The 22,856-nt window shown below is 55.7% G+C and carries 19 protein-coding genes; 15 read left to right on the top strand and 4 right to left on the bottom strand.

What is annotated here, in order from left to right:
* Positions 1–35: 35 nt before the first annotated feature.
* Positions 36–962 carry a LysR family transcriptional regulator gene (locus tag AC07OG_RS15990; RefSeq protein WP_495067451.1) on the bottom strand — a complete coding sequence of 309 codons (927 nt, stop codon included), beginning with the start codon at positions 960–962 and terminating at the stop codon, positions 36–38.
* Between the two features lie 159 nt (positions 963–1,121).
* Between AC07OG_RS15990 and AC07OG_RS15985 the strand changes: the two genes are divergently transcribed.
* From AC07OG_RS15985 to AC07OG_RS15970, 4 genes are all read left to right on the top strand, one after another.
* Positions 1,122–2,408, top strand: coding sequence for an MFS transporter (locus tag AC07OG_RS15985; protein ID WP_060541280.1), 1,287 nt, complete (start codon positions 1,122–1,124; stop codon positions 2,406–2,408).
* A gap of 63 nt (positions 2,409–2,471) precedes the next feature.
* Entirely contained in the window at positions 2,472–3,224 is a 753-nt protein-coding gene (locus tag AC07OG_RS15980; protein ID WP_060541281.1) for a 5-oxoprolinase subunit PxpA, read from the top strand.
* A complete protein-coding gene (locus AC07OG_RS15975; RefSeq protein WP_060541282.1) occupies positions 3,221–3,925 on the top strand; it encodes a 5-oxoprolinase subunit B family protein in 705 nt (234 codons plus the stop codon). The genes AC07OG_RS15980 and AC07OG_RS15975 overlap by 4 nt, the downstream gene beginning before the upstream one ends.
* The gene (locus tag AC07OG_RS15970) at positions 3,922–4,848 is read left to right on the top strand and encodes a 5-oxoprolinase subunit C family protein (RefSeq protein WP_495067450.1); all 927 of its coding nucleotides are present in this window, start codon (positions 3,922–3,924) and stop codon (positions 4,846–4,848) included. Before AC07OG_RS15975 ends, AC07OG_RS15970 begins: the two co-directional genes overlap by 4 nt.
* A gap of 118 nt (positions 4,849–4,966) precedes the next feature.
* Here AC07OG_RS15970 and AC07OG_RS15965 read toward each other — a convergent pair whose 3' ends face one another.
* The 3 genes from AC07OG_RS15965 to AC07OG_RS15955 all read right to left on the bottom strand — a co-directional run bounded on the left by AC07OG_RS15965 (position 4,967) and on the right by AC07OG_RS15955 (position 8,259).
* Positions 4,967–6,145: a vWA domain-containing protein gene (locus AC07OG_RS15965; RefSeq protein ID WP_060541284.1), complete on the bottom strand. Its 1,179-nt coding sequence runs from the start codon at positions 6,143–6,145 to the stop codon at positions 4,967–4,969.
* Positions 6,146–6,163: 18 nt separating this feature from the next.
* On the bottom strand, positions 6,164–7,009 hold the full coding sequence (locus AC07OG_RS15960) for an AAA family ATPase (RefSeq protein ID WP_060541285.1): 846 nt from the start codon (positions 7,007–7,009) through the stop codon (positions 6,164–6,166).
* Between the two features lie 143 nt (positions 7,010–7,152).
* On the bottom strand, positions 7,153–8,259 hold the full coding sequence (locus AC07OG_RS15955; RefSeq protein ID WP_495067449.1) for a DUF748 domain-containing protein: 1,107 nt from the start codon (positions 8,257–8,259) through the stop codon (positions 7,153–7,155).
* Positions 8,260–8,357: 98 nt separating this feature from the next.
* Here AC07OG_RS15955 and cysK point away from each other — a divergent pair, with 98 nt between their 5' ends.
* The 11 genes from cysK to hutG all read left to right on the top strand — a co-directional run bounded on the left by cysK (position 8,358) and on the right by hutG (position 22,746).
* Positions 8,358–9,332 carry a cysteine synthase A gene (gene cysK, locus AC07OG_RS15950; RefSeq protein WP_495067448.1) on the top strand — a complete coding sequence of 325 codons (975 nt, stop codon included), beginning with the start codon at positions 8,358–8,360 and terminating at the stop codon, positions 9,330–9,332.
* 634 nt (positions 9,333–9,966) lie between these two features.
* Positions 9,967–11,637, top strand: a complete 1,671-nt coding sequence (hutU, locus tag AC07OG_RS15945; protein WP_495067447.1) for a urocanate hydratase — start codon at positions 9,967–9,969, stop codon at positions 11,635–11,637.
* Between the two features lie 142 nt (positions 11,638–11,779).
* The gene (locus AC07OG_RS15940) at positions 11,780–12,571 is read left to right on the top strand and encodes an ABC transporter ATP-binding protein (protein WP_218425856.1); all 792 of its coding nucleotides are present in this window, start codon (positions 11,780–11,782) and stop codon (positions 12,569–12,571) included.
* Between the two features lie 388 nt (positions 12,572–12,959).
* The gene (locus tag AC07OG_RS15935) at positions 12,960–15,050 is read left to right on the top strand and encodes a hydantoinase/oxoprolinase family protein (RefSeq protein WP_495067446.1); all 2,091 of its coding nucleotides are present in this window, start codon (positions 12,960–12,962) and stop codon (positions 15,048–15,050) included.
* A complete protein-coding gene (locus AC07OG_RS15930; protein ID WP_495067445.1) occupies positions 15,047–16,726 on the top strand; it encodes a hydantoinase B/oxoprolinase family protein in 1,680 nt (559 codons plus the stop codon). The genes AC07OG_RS15935 and AC07OG_RS15930 overlap by 4 nt, the downstream gene beginning before the upstream one ends.
* Positions 16,727–16,807: 81 nt before the next feature.
* The gene (locus tag AC07OG_RS15925; protein ID WP_218425853.1) at positions 16,808–17,530 is read left to right on the top strand and encodes an ABC transporter permease; all 723 of its coding nucleotides are present in this window, start codon (positions 16,808–16,810) and stop codon (positions 17,528–17,530) included.
* Positions 17,530–18,255 carry an ABC transporter permease gene (locus tag AC07OG_RS15920; protein WP_495067444.1) on the top strand — a complete coding sequence of 242 codons (726 nt, stop codon included), beginning with the start codon at positions 17,530–17,532 and terminating at the stop codon, positions 18,253–18,255. Before AC07OG_RS15925 ends, AC07OG_RS15920 begins: the two co-directional genes overlap by 1 nt.
* Positions 18,252–19,034, top strand: a complete 783-nt coding sequence (locus tag AC07OG_RS15915; RefSeq protein WP_218425851.1) for an ABC transporter ATP-binding protein — start codon at positions 18,252–18,254, stop codon at positions 19,032–19,034. The genes AC07OG_RS15920 and AC07OG_RS15915 overlap by 4 nt, the downstream gene beginning before the upstream one ends.
* Positions 18,979–19,956 carry a transporter substrate-binding domain-containing protein gene (locus AC07OG_RS15910; RefSeq protein WP_495067443.1) on the top strand — a complete coding sequence of 326 codons (978 nt, stop codon included), beginning with the start codon at positions 18,979–18,981 and terminating at the stop codon, positions 19,954–19,956. Before AC07OG_RS15915 ends, AC07OG_RS15910 begins: the two co-directional genes overlap by 56 nt.
* 496 nt (positions 19,957–20,452) lie before the next feature.
* Positions 20,453–21,946: a formimidoylglutamate deiminase gene (locus AC07OG_RS15905; RefSeq protein WP_495067442.1), complete on the top strand. Its 1,494-nt coding sequence runs from the start codon at positions 20,453–20,455 to the stop codon at positions 21,944–21,946.
* Positions 21,943–22,746, top strand: coding sequence for an N-formylglutamate deformylase (gene hutG, locus AC07OG_RS15900; RefSeq protein ID WP_218425848.1), 804 nt, complete (start codon positions 21,943–21,945; stop codon positions 22,744–22,746). The genes AC07OG_RS15905 and hutG overlap by 4 nt, the downstream gene beginning before the upstream one ends.
* Positions 22,747–22,856: the final 110 nt, after the last annotated feature.

Raw genomic sequence — 22,856 nt, 5'->3', positions numbered from 1 at the left:
GCTGTCGAGTGCAACGAGGCTGCGATCTTTAGCTTTCAGCTGGCCGCAGGTTTGCTCAAGGTGACGTAAGCGTCACCCATCTTCTGCGCATAGTCTTCAAGCACCTGCTGACACAACGCCACAATCTCCTCGACCCACTCCACACCCACTCGCCACGACACCACCACTTGCAGGTCCGGCGGTCGCTGGTCGATGTCCAGCAAGGACAATTCCCCCCGTGCCAGCTCCTCGGCGACCAGCACCGGTGGCAATGCGCCAATGCCGAAACCGTCACGCAACAACCGGGTAATCGCCGACACCGAATTGACGCAGTTCAATCGCGGCGCCATGACGCCGTTGGCCTGCATCAGGGCGAGCACTTCCTGATGCGGATGGGAGTTTTTCGAGTAGGTGATGATGCGCTCACCGGCCAGGTCGGCGATGCCTGAGTACTCGCGGTTGTACAGGGAATTGCTGGCGGCGATCCAGCCCATGGGGTGGCTGGCCAGCTCCAGGCTGCGCACGCTTTCCTGGCGCAACAGATCGGTTTGCAGGATCACATCGAGAAAGCCTTTTTGCAGCTGATCGCAGAGGTTGAGCGAGGTATCGGCCACCAGCTCGATTTCCACCAGCGGGTAGTGGTCGGTCATCTGCGCCACCAAAGGGCTGAGCCAGGTGTGGATCACCGTGTCCATGACGCCGATGCGTACCCGTCCGGCCTTGCTCGAACGGGTCTCGATCGACTGTTTGAGCGCCTGCATGGTGTCCAGCATCCGCTCGGCATAATCGAGCACTTTCAAGCCTTCGGGGGTCAGGCTCACGCCCCGGGAATCGCGCAGAAACAGCTTCACTCCAAGCTCGCCCTCGAGCACTGCGATGCGGCTGGAAATCGACGCCTGGGTGGTGAAAAGCTTGTCTGCCGTCAGGCGAAAACTCTTGAGGCGGGCAACCCAGACGAAGGTCTCTAGAAACTTCAGGTTCATGTCATCAGCTCGGGGGATAAAGTTTTCTTATGGCTGGGGCGGGGTTTTATTAGTTGGACGCAAAGGGGCCGGACATCCAAGAATCGACGCATCCGGTTCCCACGATAGGCGTCGTCGGGGCTCAGAACAATACCAATAAAATATGCGCGGAGATTTGCCATGAGTGCGCCCGACACCCTCGACATCCCCAAAGCCACCGCCCGTCCTGGACCCTTCGACTGGTATCGCAACATCAATCAGCAGGAACGCCGCACCTTCTGGAGTTGCAAGATCGGCTATGGCCTGGACGGCATGGACACGCAGATGCTCAGCTTCGTGGTGCCGACCCTGATTGCCATGTGGGGCATCACCACCGGCGAGGCCGGGCTGATTCACACCAGTACGCTGATCGCTTCGGCCATCGGTGGCTGGGTGGCAGGGATTCTCTCCGACCGCATCGGTCGCGTGCGCACCTTGCAACTGACCGTGTTGTGGTTCGCCTTCTTTACCTTCCTCTGCGGCTTCGCCCAGAACTACGAACAGTTACTGATCGCGCGCACCCTGATGGGCTTCGGTTTCGGTGGCGAATGGACGGCCGGTGCGGTGTTGATCGGTGAAGTGATTCGCGCCCAGGATCGCGGCAAGGCGGTTGGCATGGTGCAATCCGGCTGGGCGCTGGGTTGGGGGCTGACGGCGATTCTGTATGCAGTGTTGTTCTCGCTGCTGCCACCGGAAGACGCCTGGCGCGCACTGTTCATTCTCGGGATCGTGCCGGCGATTTTTGTGATTTTCGTTCGCCGCCTGGTCAAGGACCCGGAGATCTATCGCCAGGCCAAGGCCAAGGAAGCACCGAGCAATCCCTCGAAGTTCTACGAGATCTTCGCCCCCGGCATGCTCTTCACCACGTTCCGCGCCTCGTTATTGACCACGGGTGCTCTGGGTGGCTACTACGCGATCACCTCCTGGTTGCCGACTTTCCTGAAGAACGAACGCGGCTTGAGCGTACTCGGCACCGGCGGTTATCTGGCGATGGTGATCATCGGTTCCTACGTTGGCTATGTCATCAGTGCGTATTTGACTGACATCCTTGGGCGCAAAAAGAACTTCATCCTGTTCGCGGTCGGCTCGTTCACCATCGTCCTGCTGTATACGCAATTGCCCGTGAGCAACGGCGTCATGCTGTGGCTGGGCTTCCCGCTGGGCTTCTTTGCCTCGGGGATCTTCAGCGGCATGGGCGCGTTTCTGACCGAACTGTTTCCTACGCGGATTCGCGGTTCGGGGCAGGGTTTTTGCTACAACATCGGCCGGGCGCTGGCGGCGCTGTTCCCGTTGCTGATTGGCTTGCTCAGCCAGACGGTGCCATTGAGCGTGGGGATCGGCGCGTTCGCGGCGGTTTCCTACGGCGTGGTGATTCTGGCGGCACTCAGCCTGCCGGAAACCCGTGGCAAGCAACTGGACGCTCAGTAACTGATAACCTGCGCGGTAGATGCATTACAGCGAAGAAGAATAAAACCTACAGGAGTGTTCACTGTGAGCCGCCTGCTATTGAACTGTGACATCGGCGAGAGTTTCGGCAGTTGGACCATGGGTCTGGACGCCGAGGTGATGCCCTTCATCGACTGCGCCAACATCGCCTGCGGCTTCCATGCCGGTGACCCGGGCGTCATGCGCAAGACTGTCAGCCTGGCCCTGAGCCACGGCGTGCAAATCGGCGCGCATCCGGCCTATCAGGATCTGGTCGGGTTCGGCCGTCGGTCCATGACCTACAGCGCCCAGGAACTGCAGGACATTCTGCATTACCAGATCGGCGCCCTCGACGGCATTTGCCGGGCCCAGGGCGGTCGGGTGAGCTACGTCAAACCCCACGGCGCGATGTACAACGACATGATGGCCAACCCGGCGCAATTGCGCGCGGTGCTCCAGGCTGTAGCGTCCTATGACCGTAGCCTGCCGTTGATGTTGATGGCCACTGCCGACAATAGCGCCGCCCGGCAGTTGGGCGAGGAGTATGGCGTGACCCTGTGGTTCGAAGCCTTTGCCGATCGCGGCTATGACAGCGCCGGCAGGTTGCTGTCGCGACAATTGCCGGGAGCAGTGCATCATGATCCCGAGCAAGTCGTCGAACAGGCACTGATCATTGCCCGTGGCGATCATCTCACCGCCAGTGACGGCAGCGCTTTGCACTTGCAGGCCAACACCCTTTGCGTGCACGGCGACAACGCCGGTTCGGTCGCCGCCGTGCAACGTATCCGTGCAGCCTTGAATCAGCCGAGCGCCTCATGAAACTGCGGGTTGAAGTCGTAGCGCTCGATTGCCTGATGGTGCGCCTGTTCGATGAAATCGCCGAAGCCAACATGCCGTGGATGCTCGCTGCCAGCGAAAGCCTGCGCAGTGCGTTTGCCGGGCATTTGATCGATCTGGTGCCTTCTTACACCACCTTGATGGTGCACTTTGACCTGAGCGGATTGAGCCCGTCCCAGGCCCGGGAGTTGATCGCCCAGGCATTGATCGATCTTTCGCCCAATGCCAGAAAGCGCGGCGCTTGCCATGTGCTGCCGGTGTGGTACGACCCGAGCGTCGGCCCGGAGCTGAGCCTGTTATCGCAGCGCAGCGGCTTGACGGTGGATGAGGTGATCCGCCGTCATAGCGAGCGTGAGTATCAGGTTTTCGCCCTGGGCTTTGCGCCGGGGTTCGCGTTCATGGGACTGGTGGAGGAGGTCCTCGCCGCGCCGCGTCTGAACACGCCCCGCAAGAAAGTCGCAGCCGGCAGCGTCGGCATCGCCGAACGACAAACGGCGGCCTATCCGGTGGTATCCCCCGGGGGCTGGAACCTGATCGGTCGCACCCCGGCCAGATTGTTCGACCGCCACCGCGATGGCTACAGCCTGATGCAGCCGGGCGACACGGTGCGCTTCGAAGCGGTCGGCCACGCCGAGTTCATCAATCTGGGCGGGGATGACACGCCATTGGAGGCCCAGGCATGAGCCGTCTGAGTATTGAAGCGAGCACGCCACTTTGCTTGTTGCAGGATGCGGGGCGTTTTGGCGTGCGGCACCTGGGGGTGACCCAGGGCGGGGCGGTCGATTGGTGCTCGATGGCCTGGGCCAATTGGCTGCTGGGCAATGCACTGGATGTAGCGGTGATCGAAATCACCCTCGGCGGGCTGACCCTGGTGGCCGAAGACGAATGTCTGCTGGCACTGGCCGGAGCGGATCTGGGCGCGCAGGTCGATGGCGAAGCGTTGGCGCCATGGCGCAGTTTCAGACTGCACAAGGGCCAGCGTTTGCAATTCACTCAACCATTGCTTGGGGCCCGAGCCTATCTGGCCGCGCCGGGTGGTTTTGCCGCACCGAAGGTGTTGGGCAGCAGCGCCACCGTGGTCCGCGAAGAACTGGGGGGGCTGGATGGCATGGGTCGTCCATTGAGCCAAGGTGCTTCGTTGAGCTATTCGGGGAATCCGCTGATGCTGCTGCGCGATGTACCGGCAGATCAGCGACCGGACCTGAACCTGGATACACCGCTGGACCTGGTGCTGGGGGCGCAAATCGGCGAGTTCAGCGGGCAGAGTCTGTTCGATGCGTTCAACAGCACCTGGAGTCTGGACAGCCGTGCCGACCGCATGGGCATTCGTCTCTTGGGCCCTGCGCTGCAGTATCAGGGCAAGCCGATGATTTCCGAAGGCATCCCGCTGGGTGCGGTTCAGGTACCGCCGGACGGGCAACCGATCGTCCTGCTCAATGATCGGCAGACCATTGGTGGCTATCCGCGTCTGGGGGCGTTGACGCCGTTGGCGCTGGCGCGCTTGGCGCAATGCCTGCCGGGTAAGCAGGTGCGGCTGCGCCCGGTGGTGCAGGAGGTGGCGTATCGCGAGCAGATTGAATATTTGCGCAGGTTTCAGAACCGCTAATAGCATCGTCGGAACGCGCTCCGGAGCAAGCCCGGCTCCCACATTGGCGTTGTGCAAGGCACAGAGTAAATGTGGGAGCGGGCTTGCTCGCGAAGAGGCCCTTACCGGCAATACATTCCTATTTGGATAAAAACCGCATCCCTTCCTCCAACCCGCGAAGGGTCAGGGGATACATCTGGTCATCGATCAAGTCCCGCACGATATTGGTCGACGAGGTATAGCCCCAGGTGTCTTTCGGGTACGGGTTGATCCAGATGAGCTTCTTGTACTTCTCCTTGAACCGCTGCATCCACACGTAACCGGCTTCTTCGTTCCAGTGCTCGACGCTGCCGCCTGCCTGGGTGATTTCGTAGGGCGCCATCGCGGCGTCACCGATGAAAATCACTTTGTAGTCGGCACCGTACTTGTGCAGCAGGTCCATGGTCGAGGTGCGCTCGGAGGTGCGGCGCATGTTGTTCTTCCACACCGATTCATAAATGAAGTTGTGAAAGTAGAAGTACTCCAGGTGCTTGAACTCGGTCTTGCAGGCCGAGAACAGCTCTTCGCAGATCTTCACGTGAGCGTCCATCGAGCCGCCGATATCGAACAATAGCAACAGCTTGACGGTGTTACGCCGCTCCGGCCGCATCTGGATATTCAGCAAACCGGCATCTTTGGCGGTGTGGTCGATGGTGCCATCGATGTCCAGCTCTTCGGCCGCGCCCTGGCGGGCGAACTTGCGCAGGCGGCGCAGGGCGACCTTGATATTGCGCGTGCCCAGCTCGACGGTGTCATCGAGGTTCTTGTACTCGCGCTGGTCCCAGACCTTGACTGCCTTGCCCTGACGCTTGCCGGCATCGCCGACCCGAATGCCTTCGGGGTTGAAACCGCCGGAACCGAACGGGCTGGTACCACCGGTGCCGATCCACTTGTTGCCACCGGCATGGCGTTCCTTCTGTTCTTCCAGGCGCTTCTTGAACTCTTCGATCAGCTTGTCCAGGCCCCCAAGGGACTGGATCGCCGCGCGCTCTTCGTCGGTCAGTGAACGCTCGAACTCCTTGCGCAGCCAATCTTCGGGGATCAGCGCCTGCAAGTGATCATCGAGTTTTTCCAGGCCGTTGAAATAGGCCCCGAACGCTCGATCGAATTTGTCGAAATGCTTTTCGTCCTTCACCAGGATCGCCCGGGACAGGTAATAGAACTCGTCCATGTCGGCGAAGGTCACGCGCTGTTTCAGCGCGTTGATCAGGTCCAGCAGCTCACGCACCGAGACCGGCACCTTGGCTGCGCGCATTTCATTGAACAGGTTGAGCAGCATGGTCTTTGCCCCGGATGATCAACGACTGCCGCGACGGCTCATGAACGCCAGGCGCTCAAGCAATTGCACGTCCTGTTCGTTCTTCACCAAGGCGCCGGCCAGCGGCGGGATGGCCTTGGTCGGATCGCGTTCGCGCAGGACCGCTTCGCCGATGTTGTCGGCCATCAGCAGCTTCAGCCAGTCCACCAGCTCTGAGGTCGATGGTTTTTTCTTAAGGCCCGGCACCTTGCGCACGTCGAAGAACACGTCCAGCGCTTCGCTGACCAGGTCTTTCTTGATGTCCGGGTAATGCACGTCGACGATCCGCTGCATGGTCGTGCGATCCGGGAACGCGATGTAGTGGAAGAAGCAGCGGCGCAGGAATGCGTCCGGCAGCTCTTTCTCGTTGTTGGAGGTAATGATGATGATCGGACGCTTCTTGGCCTTGATGGTCTCGTCGATCTCGTAAACGTAGAACTCCATTTTGTCGAGTTCTTGCAGCAGGTCGTTGGGGAATTCGATGTCGGCCTTGTCGATTTCATCGATCAGCAGGATCACCCGCTCTTCGGATTCGAAGGCTTCCCAGAGCTTGCCCTTTTTCAGGTAGTTGCGAACGTCGTGGACCTTTTCCGTGCCCAGTTGCGAATCGCGCAGGCGGCTGACCGCGTCGTACTCGTACAGGCCCTGGTGAGCCTTGGTGGTGGACTTGATGTGCCAGGTGATCAGCTTGGCGCCAAAGGATTCGGCCAGTTGCTCGGCGAGCATGGTCTTGCCGGTGCCTGGTTCGCCCTTGACCAGCAATGGCCGCTCCAGGGTGATGGCGGCATTCACCGCCAGCTTCAGGTCATCGGTGGCGACGTAGGCCTGGGTGCCTTCGAACTTCATCTGCTAATCCTCGAACGGTAACGCCGACCTGAAAAGGCAGGGCGGGGCGCAATAAAATGTCAGCCCCGACTATAACGCGCTGCCCGGTCGACTGTGAACGCAGACGGCTTATTCAGTCTCTGAATGGAGCGTCACATCCTGACTCAGCCGGCATCCGGCTTGGGATTCTCATACCGTGCATTGAATGCCTGGATGAAACCATTACGTAAAATCTGCAAAAACGCCTGGAATGCGCTGATATCTTGCCGATGTACGTTGCCTTTCAGTTCGACGCGGGTGGCAAACTGATTCTTGCCCTGGTTCTTCAGCACGGTTTCAGAGCCCCCGACTATGGCCTCCCAAATGGATCGGAATATCCCTTTGTCTTTGTTTTCCACGTCCTGCTGCCAGTTGAACACATCGACGTCTTTCAACAGCGGCTTGATATAGCCCGTTAACCTGGCTTTTTTCGCCTGCGCTTCGATCACCACGTCGCCGTGGCCGGCGTTGAAGTCGAACTTGCCATAGGCCGCTGCGAAGTCGTTCAACCGTTTGAGTTCGATGTCCCGGGCGCGCAGGCGAAACTCGAAGTCTTCGAAATTGCTCAGCGGGTCGAAAGTGGCGCTTGTTTCAAGTGGTGCGTGCCCCAGCAACAGGGCTTTGCCTTCGAAGCGTGCGTCACGTTTGCCTTCGGTATCGACGACATTGGTCAGGTTGTAAATGCTCGCATCGACCTTGGTGGCGTTCATGTTCACCGCAGGTTTGGAATTGAAATTGCGAAAACTGATCTTGCCGTCATCGATCTTTACTTCGTTCAGGGTGATCGGCAGCAATTTGCCCAACTGGGCGCGCCAGTCGGTGCCTTGGCCGGTTTGAGAGTTCTGTTTGTTGGCGCCACCGTCGACGAAATTCACTTCAGGCCGGACGAATGTCACCTCGGCCACTACCGCATGGTCATGCCAGAGTGAGTGCCAGCTGACCGAGAGGTCGATCAACGGTGCATCGACGAACGGAACCGGCACCTTGCCGTCGACCTTGACGATCTTCAAGCCATTGATTTTGTAGGCGCCGCGCCACAGGGCCAGGTCCACATCGGTGATCTGGCCGCGGTAATCACCCATGTCCGCGAGGCGGTCGTTGAGGTAGTCGCGCACCAGATAGGGCAGCGCGAAATGCAGGGCAATCAGCAGCACAATCAGGCCGGCGAAGGTCCATAGGGGCCAACTGTATCGACGTTTCATGGTGGCAAATCTCTGGCGATCTAAAGCCATTGACTCCTGTAACAACTGGACGTTCGACCTGACTGGACGACTACAGGTAACAGGCATACCTTTGTGCGCTTATCAAATGCTGTAGTAAGGACCCAGCCATGAGCCGCATTTACGCAGACAACGCCCATTCCATCGGCAATACACCGCTGGTGCAGATCAATCGCATCGCCCCGCGCGGCGTGACCATCCTGGCCAAGATCGAAGGGCGTAACCCGGGTTACTCAGTCAAGTGCCGGATCGGCGCGAACATGATCTGGGATGCCGAAAGCACCGGCAAACTCAAGCCTGGCATGACCATTGTCGAACCGACCTCCGGCAACACCGGTATTGGCCTGGCCTTCGTAGCCGCCGCCCGTGGTTACAAGTTGATGCTGACCATGCCGGCGTCCATGAGTATCGAGCGACGCAAAGTGCTCAAGGCCCTGGGCGCCGAACTGGTGCTGACCGAACCGGCCAAGGGCATGAAAGGTGCCATCGAGAAGGCCGGCGAAATTGTCGCTGGGGATCCATCCCGATACTTCATGCCGGCACAGTTCGATAATCCGGCCAACCCGGCCATCCATGAAAAGACCACCGGGCCGGAAATCTGGAACGACACCGACGGTGCGGTCGACGTTTTGGTGGCCGGTGTCGGAACAGGCGGAACCATCACTGGCGTTTCGCGCTACATCAAGAATACCCAGGGCAAACCGATTATCTCGGTGGCCGTGGAGCCTGCCGTCTCGCCGGTGATCACCCAGGCGCTGGCCGGTGAAGAGATCAAGCCGAGCCCGCACAAGATCCAGGGTATTGGTGCCGGTTTTGTGCCGAAAAACCTCGATCTGTCGATCGTGGACCGGGTCGAACTGGTCAGCGACGACGAGTCCAAGGCTATGGCCCTGCGCTTGATGCAGGAAGAAGGGATTTTGTGCGGTATCTCCTGCGGTGCGGCCATGGCTGTCGCGGTGCGCCTGGCGGAGACCCCGGAAATGCAGGGCAAGACCATCGTGGTGATCCTGCCGGATTCCGGTGAGCGTTACCTGTCGAGCATGCTGTTCAGTGACCTGTTCACCGAGAAGGAAGACCAGGCATAAGGCGGCATTCAGGCGATTGGTTGATCCGGGCGCGATGCGCCCGGTGTTGGCGGTAGTGGGGCTGACGTTTCTGGGGTATTGGCTGTTCGGGTGATTATCTGTCCGGGAAGCAGACCTGTAGCTGGCTTGCCAGCGATCGCTGGTTTATCAGTCATCATGGATATGCCGACACCGCGCTATCGTAGCCGGCTCCTCCAGGTCCTCAGTACACCAATGCTGTATGCGATGGCCATCAGAAACCCTCCAAGGGAGAGTCGCGTCGCGGACATGTATGAAATTATGTAAAAACGAATCGATAACGATATCTAAACCTGTCAGATCGATCAGTGTAGTAACCGAGTTACCCATCACTCCGTTTTTTTGTTGTCTTAGGCCTGGTGGTGAGTAGTTTGGTTACATATTTCGCCGAGCTTTTGCACGTCAGCTCATCAGAAGCTGGAAAAAGTTAGCCGTTAAAAATTTACTAGAAATCATATCTCATTGATTTATAGGTTTTTATTTCATTTTCTGAAAATAATTATACACGTAGAGTCTCTCTGGCCCTTGGCTTGCATCAGCCTGTATATACAGGATGATGTAAGTGCGCCCTTCACATCACTCCTGTTCAAACAAACAAGCGCACAGGAGTTGAACCGTGTCCAATAGCAAATTCCGCGACGTTGTTATCCGTGCACAACGTGGTAACCAGCTAACCGCTAAATCTTGGCTGACCGAAGCGCCGCTGCGCATGCTGATGAACAACCTCGACCCGGAAGTCGCCGAGAACCCTAAGGAGTTGGTGGTTTACGGTGGCATTGGTCGCGCGGCACGTAACTGGGAATGCTACGACAAGATCGTTGAAAGCCTGACCAACCTGAACGACGACGAGACCCTGCTGGTGCAATCCGGCAAGCCGGTCGGCGTGTTCAAGACCCACACCAACGCCCCGCGCGTACTGATCGCCAACTCCAATCTGGTGCCACACTGGGCGAGTTGGGAGCACTTCAACGAACTCGACGCCAAAGGCCTGGCCATGTACGGCCAGATGACAGCTGGCAGTTGGATCTACATTGGCAGCCAAGGCATCGTCCAGGGAACCTACGAAACCTTCGTTGAAGCCGGTCGCCAACACTACAACAATGACTTGAAAGGTCGCTGGGTCCTGACCGCAGGTCTGGGCGGCATGGGTGGTGCTCAACCTCTGGCGGCAACTCTGGCCGGGGCTTGCTCGCTGAACATCGAATGCCAACAAGTGAGCATCGATTTCCGCCTGAGCAGCCGCTATGTCGATGAGCAAGCCACCGACCTCGACGACGCGCTGGCCCGCATTTCAAAATACACCAAAGAAGGCAAAGCGATTTCAATCGCCCTGCTGGGTAACGCCGCTGAAATCCTGCCGGAAATGGTGCGTCGTGGTGTGCGCCCGGATATGGTTACCGACCAGACCAGCGCTCACGACCCTCTGAACGGTTACTTGCCAGCCGGCTGGACCTGGGAAGAATACCGCGCTCGCGCCAAGACCGAGCCGGCTGCGGTGGTCAAGGCGGCCAAGCAATCGATGGTTGTGCACGTTAAAGCGATGCTGGATTTCCAGAAAATGGGCATCCCGACCTTCGACTACGGCAACAACATCCGTCAGATGGCTCAGGAAGAAGGCGTGGAAAACGCATTCGACTTCCCAGGCTTTGTACCGGCCTACATCCGTCCGCTGTTCTGCCGTGGTATCGGCCCGTTCCGCTGGGCTGCACTGTCGGGCAACGCTGAAGACATCTACAAGACCGACGCCAAGGTCAAGGAACTGATCCCGGACGACGCGCACCTGCACAACTGGCTGGACATGGCCCGCGAGCGCATCAGCTTCCAGGGTCTGCCGGCACGTATCTGCTGGGTTGGCCTGGGTCTGCGCGCCAAGCTCGGCCTGGCGTTCAACGAAATGGTCCGCAGCGGTGAATTGTCCGCGCCCATCGTGATCGGTCGGGATCACCTGGACTCAGGTTCCGTATCGAGCCCGAACCGTGAAACCGAATCGATGCAGGACGGTTCCGACGCCGTATCCGACTGGCCACTGCTCAACGCACTGCTCAACACCGCGAGCGGCGCGACCTGGGTTTCCCTGCACCACGGCGGCGGCGTCGGCATGGGCTTCTCCCAGCACTCGGGCATGGTGATTGTCTGCGACGGTACTGACGAAGCGGCCGAGCGTATCGCTCGTGTCTTGCACAACGACCCGGCGACCGGCGTCATGCGCCATGCCGACGCGGGCTACCAGATCGCGATCGATTGCGCCAAGGAACAGGGGCTGAACCTGCCAATGCTTTCGAGCTGACGGTAATAGATTGGTCTTCAAATACTGCCTTGGGCGTGCATTTGAAGTGTTTCCAACGGTATTGAGAGCATGGGGTATTCCAAGTGGTGCGAAATACACTTGCCCATGCTCCTCTCTTCTCCTGAGTTCAGCGGAGCTAGTCATGATTTCTCAACGCAGCGCAGCCTTGTCAGTATCAAATATTCATAAAGCTTTCGGCGCAAGCAAGGTGCTGAACGGAATATCGATGGATGCTCATAAGGGGGACGTAATCTCCATTCTTGGGGCCAGTGGGTCAGGCAAAAGTACGCTGCTTCGTTGTATTAATTTGCTAGAGACACCCGATGAAGGCTCAATCGTGGTAGATGGTGAAACCATCGAAATGAAGCGACGCGGTGATGGAGGCCAGTCGCCGCGCCATGCTCGGCAGGTCGAAAAGATTCGCAGCAAGTTAGGCATGGTTTTTCAGAGTTTTAATCTCTGGTCGCATATGACCGTTTTGCAGAACGTTATCGAAGGCCCCCTACACGTGCTGAAGCACTCACGTTCGGAATGTATAGAGGAGGCTCACAGATTGTTGCACAAGGTGGGGCTTTATGATCGGCGCGACTCTTATCCAGGACACCTTTCTGGTGGCCAGCAACAGCGGGTGGCGATCGCGCGGGCATTGGCTATGAATCCCCAGGTGATGCTGTTCGACGAACCTACCTCTGCACTCGACCCAGAGCTGGTAGGGGAGGTACTACGGGTAATGCGGTCGTTAGCGGAAGAAGGGCGCACGATGCTGGTGGTGACGCATGAAATGGGTTTCGCACGTAATGTCTCGAATCGTGTGTTGTTTATGCAAGACGGCAAGATCGACTGCCAAGGTACCCCGGCCGAGCTGTTCGAAGGGGTGCCAACGGATCGTTTTCGTCAGTTCATATCCAGTCATCAAGAGCGCAGCGCTGGTTAATCGCTGAGATGGTTCAATTCTGGGCAGTTCCAGCACGATCGAGCTAGGTGAAACCACAGCCAAATCCGTAGGAGCGGCTGTCGTAGATGTAGTAGTGCCTCACGGGTCAGTGGCGATGAGTCCCTTATCAGGAATGCTCGGAGTGGCTATTGCCGAGATTGGTGCGCGCTTCATGCAGAATATTGAGCGGCGTTTGGCGATACCGCCGCTCTGGCCCCCTGCCAGGCGTGAGTATGCGAATTGATACAAGCTGCCAAATCAGGCTGTCCCTTCGTCGTGAATGTATAATTTTATGCTTGCAAATGTGGTATAGATAGTTACAATTCATTCAAGTGGCTTTCGCTCGTAAAACGCTACACATAAGAATAATTTTTGGAGCGCACGATCTATGCTCGCCTCAACCGCTGACCGTCTACGCCTTCGCATTGGCGTCGATTCTGGAGGCACCTTCACAGACATTTGCCTGTTTGATGAAATCAAAGGCGAAATCTCTGTCTGGAAGGTGAGCAGCACCCCTCAGGACCCCTCCAAGGGCATCGCGATCGCAGTCGAACAAGGGTTGCAAGAAGCATCACTGGTTTCCGGTCACGCTGCGGATGTCCATTACTTTGGTCATGGTACGACAGTCGCGACCAATGCTCTCATCGTGGGAAGAGGCGCGGAAACGGGTCTTATTACGACAGCAGGTTTTCGCGATATTCTTGAGTTGCGGCGTCAGAAACGGGACTCGCTCTACGACTTGCAGACAGAAAAGCCAAAGCCCATTGTTTCACGCGATAAGTGCTTTGAGGTGGGCGAGCGGATCTTGTTTGATGGAGCTGTCTTCCAAGAGTTGGATGAAGATGCTGTTCGTGCTGTTGCGCGGAAGCTGCGCGCTAAGGGCGTTCGGTCAATCGCGATCTGCTTTCTGTTCAGCTACGTCAATCCAGAACATGAACTGCGCGCCAGAAGAATCGTCGAAGAAGAGATTCCTGGTGCCTACATCACCCTCTCGCACGAAGTGGCGCGGGAGTTCCGTGAATATGAACGGTTTTCCACTACCGTTGTGAATGCTTACCTTGGGCCGGTCATCAATGACTATCTACAACGCCTGAAGCCGAGACTTGACGAGATCGGCGTCGCATCACCAGTACATCTTACTCAATCCAATGGCGGGATTATTTCATCCGAATCTGCTCAGCGTTTTCCGGCCAGGACTGTGCTTTCAGGTCCAGCCGCGGGCGTGATGGGTACTATTGCCATCGCGGAAACAGCTGGGTTCGATAATCTGATTACGTTTGACATGGGGGGCACCTCAACGGACGTATCGCTTATCAAAGACGGTACTCCGAGCATTTCGAACCTGGCTGTCGTTCATGGCCACTCGCTTAAGCTTCCTATGCTCGATATCAACACCGTTGGTGCTGGTGGAGGCTCAATTGCATATGTGGATGCAGGTGGCCTTTTGCAAGTTGGGCCGCGTAGTGCTGCTGCAGACCCCGGACCTATCTGCTTTGACCGCGGAAACGACGATGAGCCGACTGTGACCGACGCAAACGTCGTCCTCCAAATTCTGAACCCGATTGCTTTGCTCAATGGCCGTCTAGGTGTCAATCAGGCGAAAGCCAAAGTGGCTATTGCGAGACTTGGAGAGCGGCTCGGATTGGGCGTAATGGAAACTGCGCAAGGTATTATCAGCGTGGTGATTGCCAACATGGCAAAGGCTATCCGAGTGGTATCTGTTGAGCGCGGACACGACCCTCGCGACTATGCAATGTTTGCCTTCGGTGGTGCCGGCCCCATCCATGCCTCGCGATTGGCGCGTGCGCTCGATATGCCGAAAATTGTCATTCCCAAGTATCCAGGGGTTATGTGTGCGCTGGGATTGTTGTTGACCGATCTGCGCACGTCCACATCATTGACGCGCCTGCTTCCTCTCAAAGAAAGCAGCTGCATAAGCCTGGAAGCAGGTTTCGCAGAGTTAGAAGAAAATATTGCCTGCTGGTTTGAAGAAGAGGAGATTGAAGGGGAGCGCCGTAGCCTCGAACGTTCCCTGGACATGCGCTACGGAGGTCAAGGTTTTGAGTTAGCCGTACCTTGCCCGGTAGGTAAATTTGACTGCGACACGATTGAGACGTTACGCCGAGCATTTGAGGATGCCCACCTTCTCGCCTACGGATACATCGCGACGACAGAGCCAGTCCAAGTGACAACACTTCGGGTTGCTGCTGTGGGGCGAGTAGAAAAAGCAAAATTTCAAGCCCAGCCGGTAGCGCTCTCTAGAGTTGAAGATGCTGTCGATGAGGTTCGGGACGTTTGGATTCCTGAATCCGGAGGGTTTACGTTGTGTCCCCTGTACGCCAGAGAGAAGCTGGGACCAGGACATGTCATTGACGGTCCCGCGATTATCAATCAAATGGACTCAACGACGCTGGTTCTTCCCGGCCAGATTGCGAGTGTCGATTCTTACCTCAATCTGATTATCGAGGAGCGTGTATGAACCTCAATAAATCGACATCTGTCTTGCAGTCGGAAAATCAGTACGCTGTGAAGCTTGATCCAGTTACCGTTGCCGTCATTGGGAGTGCGCTTTCAACCATTGCGGAAGAGATGGGTAAGGCAGTTATTCGATCTGCATACTCTACGAACATCAAGGAACGTCAGGACTGCTCAGCCGCGCTGTTCGACACCGCCGGGAACACAATTGCCCAAGCTGAGCACATTCCTATTCACCTGGGTTCACTGCTGGGTATCGTCGCATACGTGCTTGAACACCACGATATGTCAACAGTTCGTCCAGGTGATGTATTCATAGGTAATGATGCGTACACGGGGGGTGGGACGCATCTGAATGATATTGTCTTGATGGAGCCGGTGTTCATCGAGGACGAAATGGTTGGATGGGTTGCCAACCTCGCTCACCATTCGGATTTTGTGGATCGCGGTCACGCTCACATCTTTCAGGAGGGGCTTCGTATCCCTCCGGTGCGACTTTACAAAGAAGGGACCCTCCAAGATGACGTGATGGATCTCATTCTGCTCAATTGCCAAGTGCCCCATGAGCGTAAAAGTGACTTCCGCGCTCAGATGGCTGCCAATCGCCTTGGTGTCCAACGCTTACAGGATCTGTGCAAACGCTATGGCAGTAAACTTGTTGCTGAAGTTTCTAAAGAGATTCTGAACTATACGGAACGTCGAACACGTGCCGGTATTGCTCAGATTCCAGATGGCGTATATGAGTTTCAGCATGAGTTTGACACGAATCTGATTGACGAAATATTGGACCTGAAGGTGCGAGCTACTGTCCAGGGAGACGACTTGTTCCTTGAGTTTCCGGACGCTCCGGCCCAAGTCCGTGCGCCTATCAATATGGTGTTTACCGCCCTTCAGGCAACGGTCTTTTTTGCAGTCAAAGCATTGATCGATCCTGAAATCCCGGCGAACTCGGGATTTCAAAGGCCAATCCACATTTCGGCTCCTGTGGGAAGTGTGTTGAATTCGACAGCGCCTGCCGCTGTTTATAGTCGAACTGATATCGCCATGCGTCTGGTGGACATGATTTTCGCTGCTTTTTCCCCGGTGTTGCCGGAGCGTATAGCTGCTGCATCTACGGGAGGCATTCTGCTTACAACCAGTGGCCTGCATCCACGAACCGGCAAATTCTATGTATATAACGAAATGCAGGGCGGCGGAATGGGAGCGCGCGCAGGTAAAGATGGGCTTGATGGAGTCCAGGTTAATACAACTAACACTGCGAACTTACCCATTGAAGCACTAGAGACGGAACACCCGGTTATGGTCGAGTGCTATGAGCTTATGCAGGACTCGGGAGGCCCCGGAAAATTTCGCGGCGGAATGACGATGAGACGGCGCGTGAGGGTGCTGGATCATGTTGCGAACATTTCCGCTGGTGGTACGAATACCCGGTTGCCTCCGTACGGTCTTTTCAGTGGACATAGCGGTGCTCCCGCCCGGGTCGAGATGCCAGACGGCGCTCCACCACTCGATCGCCGTAAGAGTGTGCTTCAGGCAGGTCAAGCAGTGGGAATGGTTGCAGCAGGAGGAGGTGGTTTCGGTGATCCGAGACTTCGGTCGCGCGAATTGGTGATCCGTGACCTGAAGGAAGAACGGATTTCAGAGGCTGCTGCCAGAGACATCTATGGGCTAGAAATCTAGCCTCTCAGGTGCGCCGCGTCATCGCGTCCAATGCGCGAAGACAAATTAGCAAATCCGGTCATCTAACAGGACATAACCGCCATGAACGAAGTTAGCTTTTTAGAGGTCGTTGGGTTCGGCCCAAACGGCTGGGGTATGACACTACTGCACGGCGCAGCAGTGACGCTCGCTGTGGCCATTTGCGGGATGCTGCTTGGCATGGTTGTTGGCACATTCGGGGCTTGGGCCAAAGTGTCCAATCGTAGGCCTTTTTCAGACATTGCGGGAGCCTACACTACTGTAATTCGCGGTCTACCGGACTTGCTGATTATCTATGTAATTTACTTTGGCGGTAGCGCGGTTCTCACTTGGTTCCAACCTCTGTTTGGTTCGTCCGGCTTCGCCAGCTTTCCTGCTTTCTTGGCCGGTACTATTGCGATCGCAGTCACATCGGGTGCGCAAGGGACCGAAGTGTTGAGAGGCGGGTTTAACGCAGTCTATAAAGGCGAAATCGAAGCTGCCGTCGCATGCGGTATGCCGCGGTATTTGCGCTTTCGAAGAATCGTGGCGCCATTAACGTTACGACATGCGCTACCAGGGTTAGGTAACGTCTGGCTCAGCGCTTTGAAGGAGTCCTCTCTGCTATCAGTGACAGGGTTGGCTGAACTGATGCGACAAGCTCAGGTAGGCGCCGGCTCTACTCGGTTACCGTTTGATTTTTACCTGGCAGCTGCGCTGATTTACTTCATCCTGTGTACGGGCTCGACATTAGCGATTCAGCGTGTTGAGCGACGCCACTCACTTAACCTGTTAGGGAGAGCGTGATGGACTTCCAGTTTATCTATGAAACATTCATTCAGTTGTTACCTGGGCTACCACTTACGATTGGGCTTGCTGTTATCAGTGTTGTTTTGGGTGGGCTCCTAGGTTTTGTAGTTGCTCTATTAGGTCTCTCCTCTTTTAGGTTGGTGAGAGCTATTGCATGGTTCTATGTTCAGCTATTTCGAAGCGTTCCCCTACTGGTTCTACTATTTATAATTTACTATGGGGTAAGCCAGTTCGCGGTTGTTCGCGGGAGTGTGTTTTGGCCATTTCTTCGTGAGCCATTTTGGTGCGTTCTTTTGGCTCTGACGATTAATACCTCTCCATATGCTGCGGAAATTATTCGTGGGGGATTGAAATCTGTAAGTCGCGGAGAGCTTGAAGCTGCATCCGCTTGCGGAATGTCTCGGTTAATGAGGATGCGGAGGATCATCGCTCCGCTCGCAATGAGGCAAGCACTTCCTGCTTATGGAAATGAACTCATAGCTATGGTGAAAGCGACAGCCCTTGCGTCCCTGGTGACACTTATGGATGTCACAGGTATAGCTACTACAATTGCTTCGCAGACATATCGGCCGATTGAAGTATATGTATCTGCAGGGATAATTTACTTCGCTATGAGCTACATGATGACGCGCGTAGTTCGTTGGACTGAATATAAGCTGAGCGCTAATTTGCGGCCGCCAGTTTTTGAACATTCTCCAAGTATCAAGGAGAAAATAGCATGAGTAACGTATATGATCTCCTCCCACCTGCTGCGGTGGAGTTGACGGATATTCGTAAGCAATATGGAAGCTTAGAGGTATTAAAAGGCATCTCGCTCCAAGCGCGGGAGGGCGAGGTAGTCTCAATACTTGGTTCCTCCGGGTCGGGAAAGTCGACGCTACTCCGCTGTATAAATTTACTTGAAACTCCGGATGCGGGAAGTATTGTGGTTGCTGGTGAGCGCCTGGATATTTCATTTCGTGGGGGTAGTGCGCCGAGGAAATATAATAATAAACAGGTAGAAAGGATTCGCTCAAAGGTTGGGATGGTATTTCAAAGCTTCAACCTTTGGTCGCACAAAACAGTACTCGAGAATATTATCGAGGCTCCTATGTACGTACAGCGCCGTCCGAAAAAAGAGTGTTTGGAGGAGGCGAGGGAGCTGCTTGATAAAGTCGGCATATCAAACAAAGAAAACGCCTACCCGGCACACCTATCTGGAGGCCAACAGCAACGCGTTGCCATCGCGCGTGCACTGGCAATGCGTCCAGCTTTGATGTTGTTTGACGAACCAACCTCAGCTCTAGATCCAGAGATGGTCGGTGAGGTGCTGAGGGTCATGAAGAGTTTGGCGAAGGAGGGCCGGACGATGCTTGTAGTTACCCATGAAATGGGCTTTGCTCGGGAGGCGTCTAGCCGAGTGGTTTTTATGGATCAAGGTTTAGTGAAGGACGAGGGGACCCCGGATGAAATATTCGGTGGGACGCGTTCAGTTCGACTCAAACAATTTCTTGCTGGATAAGTTTGATAGTTGTAAAACACCCTGGTACTACTCTAAGAAGGCTAAAATAATGACAAAATCTTTTCCTGGATGTGCACGCCTGGTACTTGCTACGTCGATATTGGCAGCAACGTTGGGCGCAAGTTTCGGAGTTGCAGCGGAAGACGCGCCTCCGAAGGAAATTCGAATCGTGACAGAGGGTGGCTTTGTTCCCTGGAATTACACTAAGCCTGATGGGACACTTGCTGGTTTTGAGATTGATCTCGCGAATGATCTCTGTAATCGCATGAAGGTGAAGTGTACATTTGCAGCTCAGTCGTTTGATAGCATGATTTCTGCACTGAATGCCGGTAAGTTTGATGCCATTATCAATGATATGGCGATCACTCCTAAGCGCGAGCTGGTTATTGATTTTTCCATTCCTTATGCAGCCTTGTGTTATACGTTTGGCACTCTGAAGGGCGGTGATTTGGCAGCTAAGTTGCCAGCTGATGATAGGAAGATATCTCTAATGGATGAGGCCCTTTCTACAAAAGCCCTAGATGAGGTTAAAATTGCGCTAAGCGGGAAAACGGTAGGTACACTCTCCTCTGGTACCTCGGTAGAGTTTGCTAGTCACTATTTGAAGGGTGTATCCATAAGGCAATACAAAAGCCCAGAAGCGCGAGACTTGGATATGCTAGCGGGTCGGGTGGATGCCGTGATTGGTGCTAAAGACTCTTTGATGGGCACTGCCGCGAAACCCGGTAACGAGGGCATGGTGCTCGCTGGTCCGTGCTTCCACGGAGGCGTGGTAGGGAAAGGTGCCGGAATTGGGCTGCGTAAAGGTGACACGCAGCTTAAAGCAATGTTTGACAAAGCGATTAATGAAGCACGAGCGGACGGTACAATCAAAAGACTATCGGAGCAAACGTTCCATATGGACGTGACACCGATCGATTGACTTTTACATCTGCTCTAGCCTGTTGGTGTTGATTGAAAGCTGGCCATTACTGACTTAAAATTTTTAGGTTGATTGCTGATTATTACTTAAATTATGTTGAATAAGTTAATCAGTAGTGTCCCGCTGATGCAGGCGCTAAGCCCTGCCGCATGTTGGTATGCGGCAGGGTGTTTTAAAGTAAATCACAACAGCTCTCATTTTTTCAGCTGTAGCCAGATATACCGGTTACTCCATAGTTTTGATGCTTGCCCGACCGTAGTCAAAGTCTCGTTATAACAAGGACCTTCCATATAATTGTCCGTTGGAGGGTGCCGAGGCAATTGAAGTCGCGTATGGCATCTCCTACAAGATCTCATTGTAAGTCCTTGGGGCGGTTACCAAACTCGGCGTCGATTCAGGACTAAGGTGCAATCGTCGAGGTGCCTTCGGGCTCAGTTGTTCACCTAACTCAAGGAAGCGCGAACACGCAGCTTTCTGCAAAGTTTATTGGCTCGCGATGCTGGTTGAACTGCCCATTTTTGCTTGTCTTTTGCGAGGTTATCGTAAAGTGCGATGCTGTTTGGATACTGCTGTTGATCGCGTTTCAACCCCCGTGCTGGCCCATCGCAGTTTGTTTGCCGAGCGTGCGTTGTTGCCCGATGGTTGGCACGACAATGTTCTGCTGCGCTGGGATGAGACTGGCGATCTGACCGAGATAAATGTTGATGCTGTCCGCAGCCAGGACACGCCCCTTGCAAGGGGGTTAGTAGTCAGCGGCATGCCGAATCTGCATTCTCATGCGTTCCAGCGTGCCATGGCCGGACTGACAGAAACCATGGGCGATCCATCTGACTCGTTCTGGAGTTGGCGCACATTAATGTATCGGTTTGCCCAGCGTCTGCAGCCACAGCATATGCAGGCCATTGCCCGCCATCTCTACATCGAGATGCTCAAGGCCGGTTATACGTCGGTGTGTGAATTTCACTACGTGCACCACGATGCCGACGGACGACCTTATGATAATCCAGCAGAACTTGCGCAGCGTATCGTCATCGCGGCGCAGGAGGTTGGTATTGGAATTACGTTGTTGCCGGTTCTCTATCAGTACAGCGGTTTTGGTCAGGTCGAGCCCCTGGCCCACCAACGGCGTTTCATCTCTTCTCCAGAGTGGATTCTTGACCTGCGCCAGCGGCTGAAAGCATCTATGCCCGAACACGCCAATCTGCGCTATGGCGTGGCACCGCACTCTTTGCGCGCTGTGTCTGAAGTGTCGCTAAAGACGTTACTCGACGGTCTGAACGACGATGACGCGCAAGCGCCGATCCACATTCATATCGCCGAGCAAACCCAGGAAGTCGATGACTGCATTGTGACCCTCGGTCAGCGTCCGGTTGAATGGTTGCTCGCGCGCCAACCTGTGGACAGCCGCTGGTGCCTGGTGCATGCCACGCACATGATCGACACCGAATACAGCAACCTCGCTCGCAGTGGTGCTACGGCAGGCCTGTGCCCGACGACCGAAGCTAACTTGGGCGACGGTCTATTCGATGCCCCTCGGTACTTAGCCGCCAACGGTCGCTGGGGGATTGGCTCTGATAGCAATATCACCGTTAACCCTTGGTCCGAACTGCGTCTACTTGAATATGGCCAGCGCTTACTGCACCGACGCCGCAACGTACTGGCCGAGGTCAAGGCGCCAGTAATCGCCGACCGGTTGTTCAGTCAGGCGGTGATTGGCGGCGCCGCAGCAACCGGCCGGCGGGTAGCGGGGTTGGCTGTGGGGCAGCGCGCAGACTTTGTTGTGATCGACAGTGATGCGCCTAATGTCGACCAGAACAATCAGCGACAACTGCTCTCTGCGTTGGTGTTTTGTGAGCATGGCGGTAATCCGGTTCGCGACGTTTTCGTCGGCGGAAAAAAAATCATCGATAACGGCCAACACGCTCTGCAGGTTAACGCTCTGTACGACTATCGCGCTGCCCTTGCCGTATTGTTGAAGGAGGCTGTATGAGTGACGACGTGGTATTCACCTTGCAACAGGGTTTCGGTCCACTGTTGATCTCAATGCCGCACGTGGGAATCCATCTACCGGACGATCTGTGTCACCGATTCAGCCCTGTCGGGCTTGCCGTCGACGACACGGACTGGCATATCGACTCGCTATACGACTTTGCTATCGCCTTGGGCGCATCAGTCCTACGGCCGGTGTATTCGCGATATGTAATTGACCTCAATCGGCCGGCCGATGGTGAAAACCTGTACCCCGGCCAGAACACTACCGGCCTGTGTCCGCTCACCACATTCGACGGCGTGCCCCTGTACCTTGAAGGACAGGCACCAAATGAGGCGGAAATAGCACATCGCCTTATTTGTTATTGGCACCCATACCATCAAGCTTTGCAGGCAGAGCTCGATCGTATCAAAGCCGCCTATGGCTATGCATTGCTTTGGGATGCCCATTCGATTCGATCGGTTATCCCCCATCTATTCGACGGAGAACTGCCGGTGTTCAACTTTGGAACGGCAAACTCGACCTCATGCGCGGCTGGCATCGCTGAGGCTCTACTGGCCTCTGCCAAGGATGCTGCGCCGAACATGTCTGCGGTGTTGAACGGCCGCTTCAAGGGGGGGCATATCACTCGCACTTACGGCAAGCCTGAACAACAAGTCCACGCGATTCAACTTGAGTTGGCGCAGCGTAGCTACATGCAGGAGGTAGCACCCTATGCGCTTAACGAGAAGTTGGCTGCTCAGTTGAAACCGGTGCTGGCGGCGCTAGTTGGGCAGTTCATGGGGTTCAAGCCCGGCTAATTCTCACCTGTTGGTGACAAGGCGCGTTGCAATGGTTAGGTATACAGCCGCTGAGCGGGCAATGATTATGCGCCTTGCAGGCGCCCTAAAGTGTCCGGTACAGCGCTCCA

Source organism: Pseudomonas sp. GW821-FHT09H03 (genome assembly GCF_059415945.1).
The sequence above is the reverse complement of the archived record's forward strand: the minus strand, read 5'-3'. Positions and strand labels throughout refer to the sequence as shown.

Excerpts from the sequence above, each read along its gene's own strand:
- AC07OG_RS15990 (WP_495067451.1), bottom strand. The coding sequence starts at position 962 with ATGAACCTGAAGTTTCTAGAGACCTTCGTCTGGGTTGCCCGCCTCAAG.
- AC07OG_RS15985 (WP_060541280.1), top strand. The coding sequence starts at position 1,122 with ATGAGTGCGCCCGACACCCTCGACATCCCCAAAGCCACCGCCCGTCCT.
- AC07OG_RS15975 (WP_060541282.1), top strand. The coding sequence starts at position 3,221 with ATGAAACTGCGGGTTGAAGTCGTAGCGCTCGATTGCCTGATGGTGCGC.
- AC07OG_RS15970 (WP_495067450.1), top strand. The coding sequence starts at position 3,922 with ATGAGCCGTCTGAGTATTGAAGCGAGCACGCCACTTTGCTTGTTGCAG.
- AC07OG_RS15965 (WP_060541284.1), bottom strand. The coding sequence starts at position 6,145 with ATGCTGCTCAACCTGTTCAATGAAATGCGCGCAGCCAAGGTGCCGGTC.
- AC07OG_RS15960 (WP_060541285.1), bottom strand. The coding sequence starts at position 7,009 with ATGAAGTTCGAAGGCACCCAGGCCTACGTCGCCACCGATGACCTGAAG.
- AC07OG_RS15955 (WP_495067449.1), bottom strand. The coding sequence starts at position 8,259 with ATGGCTTTAGATCGCCAGAGATTTGCCACCATGAAACGTCGATACAGT.
- cysK (WP_495067448.1), top strand. The coding sequence starts at position 8,358 with ATGAGCCGCATTTACGCAGACAACGCCCATTCCATCGGCAATACACCG.
- AC07OG_RS15940 (WP_218425856.1), top strand. The coding sequence starts at position 11,780 with ATGATTTCTCAACGCAGCGCAGCCTTGTCAGTATCAAATATTCATAAA.
- AC07OG_RS15935 (WP_495067446.1), top strand. The coding sequence starts at position 12,960 with ATGCTCGCCTCAACCGCTGACCGTCTACGCCTTCGCATTGGCGTCGAT.
- AC07OG_RS15930 (WP_495067445.1), top strand. The coding sequence starts at position 15,047 with ATGAACCTCAATAAATCGACATCTGTCTTGCAGTCGGAAAATCAGTAC.
- AC07OG_RS15925 (WP_218425853.1), top strand. The coding sequence starts at position 16,808 with ATGAACGAAGTTAGCTTTTTAGAGGTCGTTGGGTTCGGCCCAAACGGC.
- AC07OG_RS15920 (WP_495067444.1), top strand. The coding sequence starts at position 17,530 with ATGGACTTCCAGTTTATCTATGAAACATTCATTCAGTTGTTACCTGGG.
- AC07OG_RS15915 (WP_218425851.1), top strand. The coding sequence starts at position 18,252 with ATGAGTAACGTATATGATCTCCTCCCACCTGCTGCGGTGGAGTTGACG.
- AC07OG_RS15910 (WP_495067443.1), top strand. The coding sequence starts at position 18,979 with ATGAAATATTCGGTGGGACGCGTTCAGTTCGACTCAAACAATTTCTTG.
- AC07OG_RS15905 (WP_495067442.1), top strand. The coding sequence starts at position 20,453 with ATGCTGGTTGAACTGCCCATTTTTGCTTGTCTTTTGCGAGGTTATCGT.
- hutG (WP_218425848.1), top strand. The coding sequence starts at position 21,943 with ATGAGTGACGACGTGGTATTCACCTTGCAACAGGGTTTCGGTCCACTG.